This is a genomic window from Halomonas sp. MCCC 1A13316 (genome assembly GCF_014931605.1).
Taxonomy (GTDB): Bacteria; Pseudomonadota; Gammaproteobacteria; order Pseudomonadales; family Halomonadaceae; genus Halomonas.
The window spans coordinates 100,392-116,926 of sequence record NZ_CP053382.1 but is presented as its reverse complement, the minus strand read 5'-3'; the positions used below and the strand labels follow the sequence as shown (position 1 = coordinate 116,926).

13 protein-coding genes are annotated in these 16,535 nt (G+C 59.2%); 10 read left to right on the top strand and 3 right to left on the bottom strand.

Annotation, left to right across the window (positions count from 1 at the left end):
* Positions 1 to 56: 56 nt before the first annotated feature.
* A complete protein-coding gene (locus tag HNO52_RS00550; RefSeq protein WP_197567155.1) occupies positions 57 to 449 on the bottom strand; it encodes a VanZ family protein in 393 nt (130 codons plus the stop codon).
* Positions 442 to 1,524, bottom strand: coding sequence for a uroporphyrinogen decarboxylase (hemE, locus tag HNO52_RS00545; RefSeq protein ID WP_197567154.1), 1,083 nt, complete (start codon positions 1,522 to 1,524; stop codon positions 442 to 444). The genes HNO52_RS00550 and hemE overlap by 8 nt, the downstream gene beginning before the upstream one ends.
* A gap of 167 nt (positions 1,525 to 1,691) precedes the next feature.
* On the opposite strand from hemE, the gene ribA reads away from it, so the two are divergent.
* The 3 genes from ribA to HNO52_RS00530 all read left to right on the top strand — a co-directional run bounded on the left by ribA (position 1,692) and on the right by HNO52_RS00530 (position 4,450).
* Positions 1,692 to 2,327, top strand: a complete 636-nt coding sequence (ribA, locus tag HNO52_RS00540; protein ID WP_197567153.1) for a GTP cyclohydrolase II — start codon at positions 1,692 to 1,694, stop codon at positions 2,325 to 2,327.
* A gap of 36 nt (positions 2,328 to 2,363) precedes the next feature.
* Complete coding sequence (trhA, locus tag HNO52_RS00535) at positions 2,364 to 3,035, top strand: PAQR family membrane homeostasis protein TrhA (RefSeq protein WP_197567152.1); 672 nt, start codon at positions 2,364 to 2,366, stop codon at positions 3,033 to 3,035.
* A 554-nt stretch (positions 3,036 to 3,589) separates the two neighbouring features.
* Positions 3,590 to 4,450, top strand: a complete 861-nt coding sequence (locus HNO52_RS00530; RefSeq protein WP_197567151.1) for a dienelactone hydrolase family protein — start codon at positions 3,590 to 3,592, stop codon at positions 4,448 to 4,450.
* A 1,416-nt stretch (positions 4,451 to 5,866) separates the two neighbouring features.
* On the opposite strand, the gene HNO52_RS00525 is transcribed toward HNO52_RS00530, so the two are convergent.
* Positions 5,867 to 6,766 (bottom strand): LysR family transcriptional regulator, encoded by a 900-nt coding sequence (locus tag HNO52_RS00525; protein WP_197567150.1) that lies wholly within the window; start codon positions 6,764 to 6,766, stop codon positions 5,867 to 5,869.
* Between the two features lie 146 nt (positions 6,767 to 6,912).
* On the opposite strand from HNO52_RS00525, the gene HNO52_RS00520 reads away from it, so the two are divergent.
* From HNO52_RS00520 to pyk, 7 genes are all read left to right on the top strand, one after another.
* Positions 6,913 to 7,974 carry a tartrate dehydrogenase gene (locus HNO52_RS00520; protein WP_197567149.1) on the top strand — a complete coding sequence of 354 codons (1,062 nt, stop codon included), beginning with the start codon at positions 6,913 to 6,915 and terminating at the stop codon, positions 7,972 to 7,974.
* Between the two features lie 161 nt (positions 7,975 to 8,135).
* A complete protein-coding gene (locus HNO52_RS00515; RefSeq protein WP_197567148.1) occupies positions 8,136 to 9,263 on the top strand; it encodes a glycerate kinase in 1,128 nt (375 codons plus the stop codon).
* 225 nt (positions 9,264 to 9,488) lie between these two features.
* Positions 9,489 to 10,508, top strand: a complete 1,020-nt coding sequence (locus HNO52_RS00510) for an IS30 family transposase (protein ID WP_197565507.1) — start codon at positions 9,489 to 9,491, stop codon at positions 10,506 to 10,508.
* 15 nt (positions 10,509 to 10,523) lie between these two features.
* On the top strand, positions 10,524 to 11,420 hold the full coding sequence (locus HNO52_RS00505) for a TAXI family TRAP transporter solute-binding subunit (RefSeq protein WP_232090441.1): 897 nt from the start codon (positions 10,524 to 10,526) through the stop codon (positions 11,418 to 11,420).
* Between the two features lie 86 nt (positions 11,421 to 11,506).
* Positions 11,507 to 13,669 (top strand): TRAP transporter permease, encoded by a 2,163-nt coding sequence (locus tag HNO52_RS00500; protein WP_197567147.1) that lies wholly within the window; start codon positions 11,507 to 11,509, stop codon positions 13,667 to 13,669.
* Positions 13,670 to 13,762: 93 nt separating this feature from the next.
* Positions 13,763 to 15,064, top strand: coding sequence for a phosphopyruvate hydratase (eno, locus tag HNO52_RS00495; protein ID WP_197567146.1), 1,302 nt, complete (start codon positions 13,763 to 13,765; stop codon positions 15,062 to 15,064).
* Positions 15,061 to 16,518, top strand: coding sequence for a pyruvate kinase (gene pyk / locus HNO52_RS00490; protein ID WP_197567145.1), 1,458 nt, complete (start codon positions 15,061 to 15,063; stop codon positions 16,516 to 16,518). Before eno ends, pyk begins: the two co-directional genes overlap by 4 nt.
* Positions 16,519 to 16,535 lie beyond the last annotated feature (17 nt).

Genomic DNA, 16,535 nt, shown 5'->3' with positions numbered 1-16,535 from the left:
CCGAAGGTAGAGAGGCGCCTATGTCAGATTCGCCGCGTTGCCGCCGGCTTTTTAGGTCAGTCGCGCTTGATCAGAAAGCGGCGGCGAACATACAGCACCAGTACGGCCCCGGCCGCCCCCAGGCTATTGGCCAGGATATCGGCCCAGTCGCCGCCACTGCGCCCCGGCACCGGGACCTGCAGGTATTCGATGCAGATGCCGTAGAGCGCCACGGCGATGAAGGTGCGCACCAGCGGCAGCCCCGCCAGACCGGCCAACCCCGCCAATCCGGCATAGCCGACGAAGTGGTTGAGCTTGTCCCACGGCAGGCTGTCGGGCATTTCGTTGCCCGGTGTCAGGCTGCCGAGGGCAATGACCACGGCAGCCACAACGGCCGACACCGCCCACAGGCGGTGTCGCTTTCTATCCTCCCCCCAGGCCAGCCGCCGCAGCCAGCCGGGTTCAGGCATTGTGATGCTGGATGGCACGGTGGTAGCGCGGGCTCAGCTCGTGCAGCGCCTCCATGAAGGCGGTGACGTTGTCCGGGTCGGTGAACTGGCTAATGCCGTGGCCCAGGTTGAACACGTGGCCCGGCCCGTGGCCGTAGCTGTCGAGGACACGCCCCACCTCGGCGCGGATGGCCGCCGGACGCGCGAACAGCACGTTGGGATCGAGGTTGCCCTGCAGCGCCACCTTGTGACCCACCCGGGCGCGGGCGTCCGACAGCTCGGTGGTCCAGTCGATGCCCACGGCATCCGGGCCCGCCAGGGCGATATCCTCGAGCCACTGGCCGCCGTTCTTGGTGAACAGGATCACCGGCACGCGACGCCCCTCGTGCTCGCGGATCAGCCCGGCGACGATCTGCTCCATGTAGCGCAGCGAGAACTCCAGGTAGGCCGGCGTGGAAAGCGCCCCGCCCCAGGTGTCGAAGATCTGCACTGCCTGGGCGCCGGCACGTATCTGGGCGTTCAGGTAGTCGGTCACCGCAGTTGCCAGGGTATCGAGCAGGTCGTGCATCGCGCTGGGCGTGTCGTAGAGCATGGTCTTCACGTGGCGGAAGTCCTTGCTCGAGCTACCTTCCACCATGTAGGTGGCCAGGGTCCAGGGGCTGCCGGAGAAGCCGATAAGCGGCACTCGGCCGTTCAGCTCACGGCGAATGGTCGATACCGCACGCATCACGTAGTCGAGGTCGCGCTCGGCATCGGGCACCTTGAGCGCCTCGACATCCTGCGCCGTGCGCACCGGCTTACGGAACTTGGGCCCCTCGCCCGTCTCGAAGTAGAGCCCCAGCCCCATGGCGTCGGGAATGGTGAGGATGTCCGAGAACAGGATGGCGGCATCCAGCGGATAGCGCTCCAGCGGCTGCAGCGTGACCTCGCAGGCCAAGTCATGGTTGCGGCACAGGTCCATGAAGTCACCGGCTTCGGCGCGGGTGGCGCGATACTCCGGCAGGTAGCGGCCGGCCTGACGCATCATCCATACCGGAGTGCGGTCTACCGGTTGACGCATCAGGGCGCGCAGAAAGCGATCGTTCTTGAGATCCATGCAGGCAGTCATCCACAGGAAATGTCGGCCCATTGTAGCGCATCATTTTTCGCGCGGCTTGACCCGGGCCAAGATCGATGTCGGCGCACATTCGTGAGCCCCGCCCCCGTTCCTGTTAGAATGCGAGATTCACTTCCGGCATCGCCGTGGTCTGACCGAGGTACCCCGTGACCATTCGATTCATCGCCGCCTCCCGGCTGCCCACCCCCTGGGCCACCTTCACCATGCACGGTTTCGAGGACGAGGCCACCGGCAAGGATCACATCGCCCTGACGCTGGGCGACGTGGCCGACGGCGAGCCGGTGCTCGGCCGGGTGCACTCGGAGTGCCTGACCGGCGACGCGCTGTTCTCCATGCGCTGCGACTGTGGTTACCAGTTGCAGGAAGCACTCAAGCGGATTGCCGATGAAGGCCGCGGCGTGCTGCTCTACCTGCGCCAGGAGGGCCGCGGCATCGGCCTGCTCAACAAGATCCGCGCCTACCACCTGCAGGACCAGGGTGCCGATACCGTGGAAGCCAACGAGCAGCTCGGCTTCGGCGCCGACATGCGCCGCTACGATCTCTGCGTACCGATGCTGGGACATCTGGGCATTTCGAGCCTGCGGCTGATGACCAACAATCCGCGCAAGGTCGACGCCCTGACCCAGGCCGGCGTCACTATCGCGGAACGCGTGCCGCTGACCACGGGTCTAAATCCCCACAACGAGCAATATCTCTCCACCAAGGCCGGCAAGCTGGGCCACATGATGGTGCTCGGCGACTTCACTCAGGCCAGCGACGTGGATATCGAACGCAAGCCCTGAGCCGACACGGCATCGGGGCGCCCAGACGGAGACGCCATGCCACAGACGGGAAGCCCCGGCGGCCATCGCCACCACCTGGTCGAGGAGCTGCTCAACAGCATCAGCCACGGCATCGGCGCGGCGCTGAGCCTGGCCGGCGTGATCGTGCTGCTGGTACTGGCCAGCATGGCTGCCCACGTGGATCCGTGGAAGATCGTCGGCATCAGCCTCTACGGCGTGACCCTGGTACTGCTCTACACCGCCTCGACGCTCTACCACGGCGTTCGCCATCCACGACTCAAGCGTGCTTTCCAACAGCTGGACCACTGTGCCATCTACCTGCTGATCGCCGGCACCTATACGCCCTTTCTGCTGGTCAACATGCGCAGTACCACCGGCTGGACGCTGTTCGCCATCGTCTGGAGCCTGGCGCTGGCCGGCATCGCCTGCAAGCTGGCCTGGCCTCACCGCTTCAGCGTGCTGCGGGTGGCGATCTACCTGGTCATGGGCTGGCTGATCGTCTTCGCCGGCGACGAGCTGAGCGCCAGCCTGCCCACGGCCGGCATCGCCCTGCTCGCTGCCGGCGGCATCACCTATACCCTGGGCGTGATCTTCTTCGCCGTCAGCGCGATTCCCTTCAACCACGCCATCTGGCATCTGTTCGTGCTGGGCGGCAGCACCTTCCACTACTTCGCGGTCTATGCCGCGGTGCTGCCGTCAGGGAGCTGAGCCGGCGTAATCCACCGTTACTGCCGAAGCCGCTGCGAGCGCAAGTCACCTTCCTTGAAGCCATTTCTAAAAAGAACCAACACTTTTTCATGCGAATTTGATCCAGGTTAACGTCAGAGACGGTCGAGGGTTGGCACAGTAAAGGCGTACTGAGCACGGAGGCTCAGCCAGGGACGACGAGTCAGGACGACTCATATCCAGGGACGCTCGGGTCGGAAGGATGCCCGAGGCAGAGGTAAGGAAGCGAAGATCCAGCCCGGCCGCAAGGCCGGGCTTTTGTTTGGGCTCTCGTAGCCAGCCAATCAGCATAGGCACGCCATAGCGCAAGCCATTCCTCTTACAGTAGCTCTTCGCTTGCCGCCGATGCTGGCTGTCGTGTGCCGCGTGCCCATCCCCAGCCGACGGCGATTTCGACCTCTCGGAGCCCTTCCATCTGAAGGGCCTCAGGCAGTAGCGGTGTACGCGGGCCTACGAGGGCAGCTATGTTAGTAAAAGGTGGGACTGGCGTTCCCTGCCGCCGAGACCCGACAAAGAATAAGCAAGGAGAGCTTCATATGCGCACACTTTTCACGTTCTTGTGCCTGATAGCTTGGTTGCTGACAGGCTCGGCAATCGCCCAGGAGGTCAACCCTCCGGCAGCATCCGAAACCGACCCCGAGTCGGAATTGCTCACGGCCTGGGGACCGCGCGTCGAAAGCGAGGTGTTCGAATATACGACCGGAGGCGAGACCTACCAGGGCTACCTGGCACGCAACGTCAATGATGAGAAACCACGGCCGGCCGTACTGGTGGTGCACGAGTGGTGGGGGCTCGACGATTATGCTCGCACACGCGCCGACCAGCTCGCCGCTCTCGGCTTCGTGGCATTGGCGGTGGATATGTACGGCGGTGGTCAGGTCGCCACGCATCCCGACCAAGCGGGCGAATTCTCCTCGGAAGTTTTGCAGGATTGGCCAGCCGCTCGTGCCAGGTTCGAAGCGGCCATGACCCAGCTAAGCCAACACCCGGCCGTGGCTGATACCGGCATGGCGGCCATTGGTTACTGCTTCGGCGGCAGCGTCGTCATGAACATGGCATTGTCCGGCATGCCGCTCGAGGCCGTTATCAGCTTTCACGGCGATCCCACGCCGGCTGTCCCTACTCCCGGGGAATTCAGCGGTGCAGTACAGATCCATACTGGCGGCGCGGACTCGCTCGTCAAGCGTGAAACCCTGGCAGCCATGGCGCTTGCGCTCAAGGCACAGGGCGCCGATGTCGATGTCATTACCTATCCCCAGGCCCTCCATGGCTTCACCAACCCCGGCGCCGACGCGCTGAGCGAAGAACATGGCTTGCCGATTGGCTACAATGCCGCCGCCGACGCCTCCTCCTGGCAGGCTGCGCTGCTATTGCTGGACAGTACCCTCAATCAATAACTGCTCTGCTTGCCTCAACAGCAGCTGCGCCCTCCCCTCATTGACGGCTTGAGAGCGCGGGAGGCAGCTCGCGCGGCAAGCCGTCAATCATCACGAATCTTACGCACGACACTCGACACCACCGATACCCCTGTGAGCCTGGCCGCCCCGCGGCCACTGGCAAGCTGCTGCGTGCCCGTCCGATGACGACAGGGAAGCACTGGGCCGCACCGGGCCCGACCGACGGGAGGCCGAATCGAACATCTTGTAAGCCATGTCTTACAAAATTTATCGGCAATATCTTACACGCCGCTTGCGCCAGGTTAACGTCACAAGGCTGCCCTAGTTGGCACACTAGAGGCGTACTGAGCACGGAGGCTCAGCCAGGGACGACGAGTCAGGACGACTCAATCCAAGGACGCTCGGGTCGGAAGGATGCCCGAGGAGGATGTAAGGAAGCGAAGATCCAGCCCGGCCGCAAGGCCGGGCCTTTCGTTTCCGCTCCACCGGCTGAGCGCAAAGCCATGCTCTTAAGCATTTGTGGTTCTAGTTACGCTTAATCAAACGGCAAGCCTTATCTAGCCAATAATGCGATATCACAACAAAGACTGCTAACGGCCAAGAGCGGACGATCAGTGTTCTTGTGCGTGTGATCAACGGCCTCGATGACATGCTGGGCAGCAACATTTGCATCCATCAACTCTTCCGCCAAACTTCGTTCGTGCAGCCGCTGTCGCCGGGCCGCAGGAAGCATGGATACCCAAAGGCAGACGGTTGTGGTCGGCTGGGGGATGCGGACATCCAGTCGTATGGATTTCGTGATTTCCATTCTTGTCTGTATTCGTATTCGCGTAGTAACGTGGCATTCATTCTCACCTTTTCTATCTAGTGGCGAATGGCGAAGAATGCAGTTTCAGTCGTGGCGTCATATCCACACTGCAGCGCCAGCTGTTGCACTATCTTCATCAGCATATACTAACATTCCTTATTCGGCCAGAAGCGGCCTTACAGGTGATTCTGATTAACATTGAAGGCAGCGGTACTCTTTTACGCGTTACGCGCCAGCGGACGTGATTTGTTAAGTTGCTGCGATATAACTTCACTCGCAATATTTTTTTGCCAAGTGATTGGAGGGAATGAATCTTTCTTTTTCAGCGCGTATCGGTTTGCATAATCTCAGAAAATATTTGCACTTTCTTCAATCATCTACTTTCCTAATTTCTTTGAAAAGCGCCCAGCGCTATAACTTCTTCCGGCGATGAATGCGTTTAGCCTGCTGATGTTACAGGCCATCATGATGAATTGGCAGGGTGGCCGCAAGGCGCAAGGTCACGGCCGGCTATCGATACAGGGTGTCGAGCTTGTTGACCTTGAGCACTGAGTCGCTAGTTTGAATTCAAATGTTGAAAGCATTCAGCAGTCGATAGTTTAGAGTGCTTATTTTTGAAATGGAACTATTTTCATTTTTTTAGCTAGGTGGTCGATGAATAGTCGTATCCGGGCTGGGAGATTTTGGCTATAAGGGTAAACTGCATAAATATCAGCATTTGGTAGCTGGTATTCACTAAGTAGTCTTATTAGCTGTCCTTCTTTTAAGTGATGATAAATATCCCATTCGGCACGGATGGCTATGCCATGACCTCGCAATGTCCAGCTCAATACGCTTTCCCCATCATTCGAACTTAATGTTCCCCTTACGCGCACATGGTGCACTTCATCATGTTTGCTGAAGCTCCAGTTGCCATATGTGTCCTCGTTTTGCCTGAGAATAATGCAGTTATGATCAGATAGTTCTCGAGGGTGCTTAGGTTCTATGTGTCTATTCAGATAAAGGGGTGAAGCACAAACAAAACGTTGATGAGATGCTATCTTCTTGGCATGTAAACCAGAGTCAGGGAGTGAGCCAAACCGAATGCCAACATCAAATGAGTTGGCTATAAGGTTCAGTGGCTGGTCTGAAAGGTGGAGCTGGCACTCCACTTTTGGATATTCTTCAATAAAATCAGCTACGAATCTCGAGACGTACTTTCTACCAAACCCGAAAGGTGCATTGATGCGAATCAGCCCCTCTGCTTCGTCACTTTCCTGCTTCAAAATATAATTCATCTCTTCGATCGTAGATGTGACTTTTTTTGCATATTCCAGATAAATATTGCCGTTGGGTGTCAGGCTCATGGCGCGGGTTGATCGCGTAACAAGTTGGCACCCGATATTTTTCTCAATGTTGGCGAGCCGCTTGCTGGCAGCCGCAGGGGTAATGTCCAGCTCCCTTGCCGCCTTAGAAATACTTCCTGCCTGGCAAAGAAATATAAAGAACTCGAAGTCTGTGCTCGACATGAGTGTTAACCCCAGGGTTGTTTCTGAATTAACTCACAGTATATTGCATGCCGGTATGCGTGTCACCTAGTGTCGGGAGGGCAGACGGGATGTTTCCAGGCAAGAGAAAATACAGAGTTGATAAACATCAAGTAGGAGCTGTCAGTATGCGTAGTCATCGTGTAGCCGTCATTCCGGGAGACGGGATTGGCCTTGAGGTGATCGAGGCAGGAAAGAAAGTGCTGGAGGCACTGGCGCAAAAGAGTGGTGATTTTACATTCCAGTTCGAAGATTTTGACTGGAGCTCTCAGCGTTATCTTGAGAAAGGCGAATATATTCCCGAAGGTGGACTGGAGAAGCTGGCAAAGTTCGACGCGATTTATTTTGGTGCTGTTGGCAGCCAGGATGTTCCCGATCATGTTTCGCTCTGGGAGTTGCGGCTCGCGATCTGTCAAGGCTTCGATCAGTATGCGAACGTGCGTCCCGCCCGGGTGCTTCCAGGCGTCAATAGCCGGCTGAAGGGGGCCGAAGAAATCGACTGGGTCATCGTCAGGGAAAACAGTGAGGGGGAATACTCCGGCAACGGGGGGCGGGTGCACCAAGGGCATGCCGAGGAGGTCGGTACCGAGGTGTCCGTTTTTACTCGCAAGGGCATCGAGCGTATTCACCGTTTTGCATTTGAACTCGCCCAGAGTCGTCCTTGCAAGAAGCTCACCCTGGTCACCAAGTCCAATGCTCAGCGCCATGGCATGGTGCTTTGGGATGAGGTCTTTTTCGAGGTCGCCAAGGAATTTCCGGATGTGGACATTGATCGTGAGCTGGTCGATGCGGTGACCACCCGGATGGTGCTGAAGCCCGAGACGATGGATGTCATCGTAGCCACCAACCTGCATGCAGACATCCTGTCTGACCTCGCCGCCGCCCTCTCGGGCAGCCTGGGTATTGCACCGACCGCCAACCTGAATCCGGAGAAGACCTTTCCGTCCATGTTCGAGCCCATCCATGGGTCGGCCTTCGATATCGCCGGGAAGGGCATCGCTAACCCAGTGGGATCCTTCTGGACCGCGGCCATGTTGCTCGACCACCTCGGAGAAACCACGGCCTCCGAAAGGCTAATGGCCGCGATCGAGCGGCTGACTGCCTCCGGCCTGCAGACGAAGGATCTGGGTGGTTCGGCGACCACGCGCGATGTCACCCAGGCGATCTGTTCCGATATCGAACAGCAGTAGTCGTGTGTGCCAGGGGTTACAAGAGTGGCGTTTGGTGATAGCCCCCGCTTCAGGTTGGCCGGTCTGCTTGGGTACATCCTGTCAAACAGTACCGTGCACTGACACGAGCCGGCCAAACCGGGAACGATATGTTCTGAACTCCTCGACAGGGACTTAATTACATGAAGATCGTCATCGCTCCTGATAGCTACAAGGGATCCGTGTCGGCGCGGTTGGCTGCCGCCACCATGGCGGAAGGAGTCTTGCGGGCTTTGCCTGATGCCGAGGTAGTGCAGTGCCCGATGGGAGATGGTGGCGAAGGGACGCTCTCGGCTCTCGTGACGTGCACGGGGGCTGAGGTGCGTTACGCAGAAGTTCTCGATGCCTATGGAGAACTCAGGCGTGCCGCCTGGGGATGGAACCCTGGAACTCTGACTGCTTATCTGGAGCTGGCTGAAGCCTGCGGATTGCAGTGCTTGGACATCTCAAAACACTCGATTCTGGACAGTACCACCTATGGCGTCGGGCAGCTTGTCAGAGAGACCCTTGATGCAGGGGCGAGATCGCTTGTCCTGACGCTTGGCGGTAGTGCAACGAACGATGCCGGTGCAGGAATGATGGTCGCTTTGGGTGGCCGCCTGCTTGATCGAAACGGTCTTGAGTTACCACTCGGGGCCGGCAATCTGACCAAGGTCGATAGGGTCGATCTTTCTGGCTTAGATCCACGTCTAGAAGACTTGGATGTCATGGCTGCTGTCGATGTCGATAATCCGTTGCTCGGACCGAATGGAGCGAGTTCGATTTATGGCCCTCAGAAGGGAGCCACTGCCATGGACGTGAAGTATCTGGACGACGCATTGGAAACCTTTGCTGCCAAAGTTGCCTCCGCAGCCGGGGCTGATTACAAGGATTATCCTGGCGCAGGCGCAGCCGGAGGAATGGGGTATGCCGCCAAGGCTCTGTTCAAGGCGACACTCAAACCCGGGATTCAGGTTGTCATGGAGCAAGTTGGTTTTGAACGAGCACTCGATGGCACTGATCTGGTGATCACCGGGGAGGGCCGGTTGGATGGTCAGAGCCTGGCAGGAAAGACCCCTTTGGGTATCTCCCGGGTGGCCAGTAAAAAAGGGATTCCTGTAGTGGTTATTGCCGGTCAGCTAGGTGATGGATGGCGCGCTAGCTATCAACATGGAGTGACAGCGGCGTTTTCGTTGACTGATGGCCCAATGAGCCTTCAAGAGGCCGTCAATAACTCTTCTTTGCTGTTGGCCGATCGGTGTGAGGCCGTCGCAAGGTTGTACTCTTTCTAATTTATATTGGGAGGTGGTTGTTATTTATTAAACAAATAGTTACTTATTTTTAACAAACACAAGATATATGGAGTATGCGCCATGAGATTCTATAAAATTGCAGCCGCAGCCCTGTGTGCAAGCGTCGCCGGTGGAACCTTCGCTGAAGTAGAGAAACATGACTGGCCAAACAGGGCGGTCTCAATGACGAAGTGCAACACCTGACCCATCAGGTATCGTGTTGCCATGCCTCATTGCTATCGCCACCTCACTGCTGAAGACCGAGCCGCCATCATGATGATGCGAACCACCCACTCGATCCGGGCCATCGCCGCTCACTTGGGGCGCGCGCCAAGTACCGTGTCACGGGAGCTTGCTCGCCATACGGTCGATGCCAGCAGAGGCTACGATGCCAGCCTGGCAGGCTATAGAGCTCGGTTGGCGCGTCACCGGCCACGTCAGCAACCAAAGCTGCATCCCGGCAGCGAGCTATTCGATTTAGTCGCCTATCTGCTGCGCCAGTACTGGTCACCGCAGCAGATCGCCAGCACACTGTCACTCATGTTTCCTGATGATAATCGCCGCCAGGTCTCCCACGAGACCATCTACAACGCGCTCTATGTGATGCCCCGAGGCTCTCTCAAGAAAGAGCTCATCGCCTGCTTGCGGCAGGGCAACGGCAAGCGTCGGCCGCGCAGCCGGGGTAAAGACCGGCGTGGCCAGATCCCGGACCTGGTTAGCATTCATATGCGGCCGCCCGAGATCGAAGACCGCCTGATGCCCGGCCACTGGGAAGGTGACCTGATCATGGGAGCCAACAACCGATCCGCTGTCGGCACGCTGGTGGAGCGCACCACGCGCCTGGTGATACTGGCCAAACTGGACGGCACGACGGCCACCGCCGCTGCCATCGGGTTCAGCGACAAGCTGAACGAGGTCCCACGCGCCTTGCGGCTCTCCATGACCTACGACCAGGGCAGGGAGATGATGCAGCATGCCGAGATCACACAACGGACCGGGACGGCCATCTATTTCGCCGATCCCCATAGCCCGTGGCAACGAGGCTCTAACGAAAATACCAACGGTTTGTTGCGGCAGTACCTGCCGAAGGGCACGGACCTGTCGGTCTATAGCCAGGAAGAGCTCGATGCCATTGCGGATTCCTTGAACACACGACCGCGCAAGACATTGGACTGGCGAACGCCTCTGGAAGTCTATTCCGAGGTGCTCAAGAAATCGGTCGCTGGACCGGGCACCCTTCAATAGTGTTGCGCTTGGAACTTGAGACCGCCCAGTCTGTCCATTGCGACCGGCAGCCAGGGCGCTACCTACTACATTTATGGTTCGGGGTGGGGAAACCTGGTCGGCGAAGAAACCGGCTCGACATTCGGGGCTGAGGTCACCGGTGGCCCGGTGCAGAACGTGACCCTCGTCCAGATGGGAGAGAGTGATTTCGGCATGGTCACGACAGGCCCTGCTTATCAAGCATGGAAAGGCAACAGCGAATTGGCTCCCGGTGTCGAGCATACCGATATTCGTGCCGTCTTCCCGATGTATCAAACTGCCTTGCAGGTCATAGCCCTAGAGGGGTCAGGTATCGACTCGATTTCTGACTTGGATGGCAAAACAGTCGGGATCGGTCCGGCGGGGGGTACCGGTGATATGTACTTCCCCCAGTTGTTCGACAAGCTGGGCATCACTGTTGAAGCTCAGAACGGTGGAGCTGCGGATCAAGCTGGACAAGTTCAGGATGGATTGATCGATGCTTTTGCCTTCGCTTCGGGTATCCCCGTATCTGCCTTCAGCCAACTCGAAGCACAGGCCGATGTCAATATCTTCTCCTTCTCGGAAGAGGAAATGGCCCAAGTGCTGGGTGACTATCCAGAACTCAGCCAATCAGCGATCCCAGCATCGGCATACAGCAGCCTGGATGAAGACGTACCGGCCATTTCGCTGTGGAATTTTGCCATCACGAACAAGGACATGTCCGAGTCACTGGTCTATGAAGTGACCAAGACGGTTATGGAAAATCAGAAACGAATGAAGCAGGTGCATGGATCGGCACGTGAGACGTTGCCAGAAAACTTCGTGCACAACACGCTCATTCCCTGGCATCCGGGCGCAGTTCGCTGGTTCGAAGAGAACGGCTACGACATTCCGGAAGACCTGCGTGGCTGATCACCTGAGACATGTGCGCCGGTCGGAAGGCCGGCGCCTTGCAACGTGATTCAACTGGGCAACCGTAACCACAAAGGTGATCTGGCATGACCCAAGTTACCCTAACTGAAGATGCAACAGGAAAGATCGGTAATGAAGGTGTCGCTGACATACCGCTTTCTCACAATGAGCGTGTGCTCTCAGGCATGCTTGGCAAGACAGTGTTTCTTGCTTGCGTGTTTTTTACCGTCTTGCATCTTTATGCGCTCAACATCGCACCCATAGAGACATGGACGTTTCGTATCATTCACGTGGCGGGTGGCCTGGCGATCGGATTTGCCATAACCGCTGCCATGAGTCTGGATCGTAGTGATGGAGCGTCGAAAGTCACCCGCCGAGAGTGGCTGGCACTAATACCCGCTATGCTGGCCCTCGGTTATGCCACTTTCTGCATGCTCTACGCCTGGTTCCTGCGCGAGGCACATGGTGCGGCTCCTGCCAGCTGGATTATGGTGCATTTCAGCTGGTCGTTGTCAGCCGCGGCGGCGATCGCACTTGTTGGCAGTTGGGTATGGCGGAGCTCTAGCCGCTCGATAAACTGGGCAGACCTCATATTGATTGTCGTCTCGACGCTTGTCGCTGCCTATCTAATGCTGGTTCTCGGGCGTTGGCGTATGTCGGCGGGCATGCCCATGGCCAACCAAGCTGACATGATGGTTGCCGCTGTGGGGGTGGCGCTGATCATGGAGCTGACCCGTCGCGTGGCAGGCCTGGCACTTATCATCATCACGTCCGTTTTCCTGGTCTACTCCTTCGCAGGGCCCTTCCTGCCGGGGATGCTTGAGCATCGCGGCTACTCGGCATCGCGCTTCTTCACTTATCTCTACACGGATAACGGGGTGCTAGGTCCGACGACCGCCGTCTCGTCCACTTACATTATCCTGTTCATCACCTTCGCGGCCTTCTTGCAGGCATCGCGTGTTGGTGATTACTTCGTCAACTTTGCCTTCGCCGTAGCAGGGCGTGCTCGCGGGGGGCCAGCCAAGGTAGCGGTCTTTGCCTCTGGATTGATGGGGATGATTAACGGCACCTCCGCCGGCAACGTCGTGGCTACGGGCTCTATGACCATCCCGCTGATGAAGAAAGTGGGGTATCACCCGCGCAGTGCCGGCGGAATTGAAGCGGCCGCCTCCACCGGGGGGCAGATCGTCCCACCGATCATGGGCGCCGGCGCCTTTATCATGGCTGAGGTAACCGGGATTCCCTATACCGACATCGCCATCGCTGCCCTGATTCCTGCTGCGCTCTACTTCCTCTCCATTTTTCTGATGGTAGACCTGGAAGCTCGTCGAGACGGCATGCAGGGTTTGCCTAGGGAGCAACTTCCGGTCTTCGGAAAGTTAATCAAGCAGGTATATCTGTTCCTTCCCATCATCATCCTGATCACCACCCTTTTCATGGGGTATTCGGTGATTCGGGCTGGAACCTTGGCAATGCTAAGTGCTGCAGTAGTGTCTTGGTTCACTCCTCACTGGATGGGGCCTAAGGCACTACTTAATGCGCTTTCGCTCGGTGCGCGGATGGCCATCCCGCTGATTGCTGTTTGCGCCTGTGCTGGCATCATCGTGGGGGTCATCTCCTTGACTGGCATTGGGGCACGTTTCGCCTCCATGTTGCTGGGCATCGCCGATGCCAGCCACCTTTTGGCGCTGTTCTTCGCCATGTGCATCTCGATCCTGTTGGGGATGGGCATGCCCACCACGGCAGCTTATGCAGTGGCCGCTTCGGTTGTGGCGCCTGGTCTGCAGGAAATCGGGATCTCGCCGTTGGTGTCCCACTTCTTCGTGTTCTATTACGCAGTGCTCTCAGCAATCACCCCTCCTGTGGCACTCGCTGGTTACGCCGCAGCGGCAATCTCCGGCACCGACCCACTGAAAACCGCCGTTACTTCCTTCAAGTTCGGTCTTTCTGCCTTCATCGTGCCGTTCATGTTCTTCTATAGCCCGGCATTGCTGATGGATGGCACTGGGCTTGAGATTCTGCGTGTGGCGATTACCGCAGGGGTTGGCATCTACCTGCTGGCGGCCGCCGTCCAGGGCTGGTTCCTAAATGGTCGCGTCAACCCGGCGCAGCGCGCCATGTTGCTTGCAGCGGCGCTATTGATGATTGCAGGGGGATGGATGACTGACCTGCTCGGCGTTGGCATCGGTGTACTGGTGTTTACGTGGCAGATCACATCGATGAAATGCAAGCTCAAGGCCCCCGCGTGACGTGCACATATTTAGAAATGGGGTTGAGGCTGATTGGTAATGTTTCACTCTGCCGTTCTTCTCAGCCCCACACTGACTTTATTGAGGCCCCTCATGTCAACAATTGCTGATATTCGCGCCCTCGAGGTGCTCGATTCACGCGGCAACCCCACCGTGCAGGCCGAGGTGCGCCTGGAGAGCGGTGCCTTGGGCGTGGCCTGCGCACCCAGCGGAGCCTCAACCGGCTCTCGCGAAGCACTGGAGTTGCGTGACGGAGACGAGAGCCGCTATTTGGGCAAGGGCGTGCTGAGGGCTGTGGAGACCGTAAGCACTACCATCCGCGAGCGCCTAGTGGGTATGGACTCTCGGAACCAGCGCGGCCTCGACGACGCCATGCTGGCCCTCGACGGCACCGACAACAAGGCCAATCTTGGCGCCAATGCCATCCTCGCGGTGTCGCTGGCCGCCGCCAAGGCCGCCGCCAACACCAAGGGTGTGCCGCTCTACGCGCATATCGCTGATCTCTACGGTCAGCCGGGGCAGTACCGGATACCGGTGCCGATGATGAACATCCTCAATGGCGGCGAGCATGCCGACAATAACGTCGACATCCAAGAGTTCATGATCCAGCCAGTGGCTGCGGAGAGCTTCCGTGAGGGTCTGCGCATGGGCGCCGAGGTCTTCCACGCGTTGAAGAAGGTGCTCTCGGCTAAGGGCCTTTCCACTGCGGTTGGCGATGAGGGGGGCTTCGCCCCCAACCTGGCCTCCAACGCCGAGGCACTGGCGGTGATCAAGCAGGCCGTCGAGGACGCCGGCTATGCGCTGGGCCGCGACGTGGTCCTGGCGCTGGACTGTGCCTCATCCGAGTTCTTCAAGGACGGCCAGTACGCCCTAGCAGGCGAGGGCAAGGCCTTCGACGCCGCCGGCTTCGTCGACTACCTGGCCGAGCTGTGCGACCAGTACCCCATCGTCTCCATCGAGGATGGCATGGACGAGTCCGACTGGGAGGGCTGGAAGGCGCTAACCGACAAGCTGGGCGACAAGGTGCAGCTGGTGGGCGACGACCTCTTCGTCACCAACACCCGCATCCTCAAGCGCGGCATCGACGAGAAGATCGGTAACTCCATCCTGATCAAGTTCAACCAGATCGGCTCGCTCTCCGAGACCCTGGAGGCCATTCGCATGGCCCAGGATGCCGGCTTTACCGCGGTGATCTCCCACCGCTCCGGCGAGACCGAGGACACCACCATCGCCGACCTCGCCGTGGGCACCTGCGCCGGCCAGATCAAGACTGGCTCGTTGAGCCGCTCGGACCGCGTCGCCAAGTACAACCGCCTGCTGGTGATCGAGAACGAACTGGAATATCCCCACAGGGCTTCACATCAATTCACCGCACCCTTGTTTGGCATCCTATGACTAAATTATTGCGCTCTACTATTCGGCGCACCAAGATCGTCGCCACCCTGGGACCGGCCAGCGACCGCGAGGGCGTGTTGGAAGCGATGATCGAGGCCGGTGTCGACGTGGTGCGCCTCAACTTCTCCCACGGCGCCCCCGAGGATCATCGCCGCCGGCTCACCCAGGTGCGCGAGATCGCCGATCGCCTGGGACGCAGCGTCGCCGCCCTTGGCGATCTGCAGGGCCCGAAGATTCGCGTCGCCCGCTTCGCCCAGGGTGCCGTGACACTCGACGAGGGCGTACCTTTCGTGCTCGACATGGCGCTGGACGGCGCGGCCGGCGACGCCGAGCGCGTCGGCTGCGACTACAAGCAGTTGATCGAGGACGTCAGCGCCGGCGACCGCCTGCTGCTCGACGATGGCCGCGTGGTGCTCGATGTCGACCGCATCGAGGGGCAGGCCATTCACACCCGCGTGGTGGTCGGCGGCAAGCTCTCCAACAACAAGGGCATTAACAAGCAGGGCGGCGGACTCTCGGCGCCGGCGCTCACCGACAAGGACCGTGCCGACCTCAAGACCGCCATCGACATCGGCGTCGACTACCTGGCCGTCTCCTTCCCGCGCTCGGCCGCCGACATGCACGAAGCCCGTGAGCTGCTGGGCGAGGCGGGCCGCGAGATCGGCCTGGTCGCCAAGCTCGAGCGCGCCGAGGCGGTGGCTGACGACGTCACCCTCGATGGCATCATCGAGGCCTGCGAGGCGGTGATGGTGGCACGCGGTGATCTCGGCGTGGAGATCGGCGACGCCCGCCTGATCGGCACCCAGAAGCGCATCATCAAGCATGCCCGCTCGCTGAATCGTGCGGTGATCACCGCGACCCAGATGATGGAGTCGATGATCGAATCGCCCCTGCCGACCCGTGCCGAGGTGTTCGACGTCGCCAATGCGGTGCTCGACGGCACCGACGCGGTGATGCTCTCCGCCGAGACCGCCGCCGGTGATTTCCCGGTGGAAACCATCGAGGCCATGGATCGCGTCTGCCTGGGAGCCGAGCGCGAGCGCATCGCCCAGAAATCCGGCCACCGCATGTATGAAGGTTTTTCGCGGGTCGACGAGACCATTGCGCTGTCCGCCATGTATGCCGCCAACCACCTCTCCGGAGTGGCCGCCATCGCCTGCATGACTTCCTCCGGCTATACGCCGCTGATCGCGTCGCGAATTCGCTCGGGGCTGCCGATCGTCGGCCTGGCCCACAGCGCCATCGCCCAGCGGCGCATGGCGCTCTATCGTGGCGTGGTATCGCTACCTTTCGACACCGGCGACATGACACCCACCGAGCTCAACGAGCGTGCCCTGGCCCTGTTGCAGGAGAAGGGCATTGCCGAGCCCGGCGATCATGTCATGCTGACCCGGGGCGATCACATGAACGCCCACGGCGGCACCAACACCCTGAAGATTCTGGAAGTTCAGTAGCGAGACCAACGGAAGGA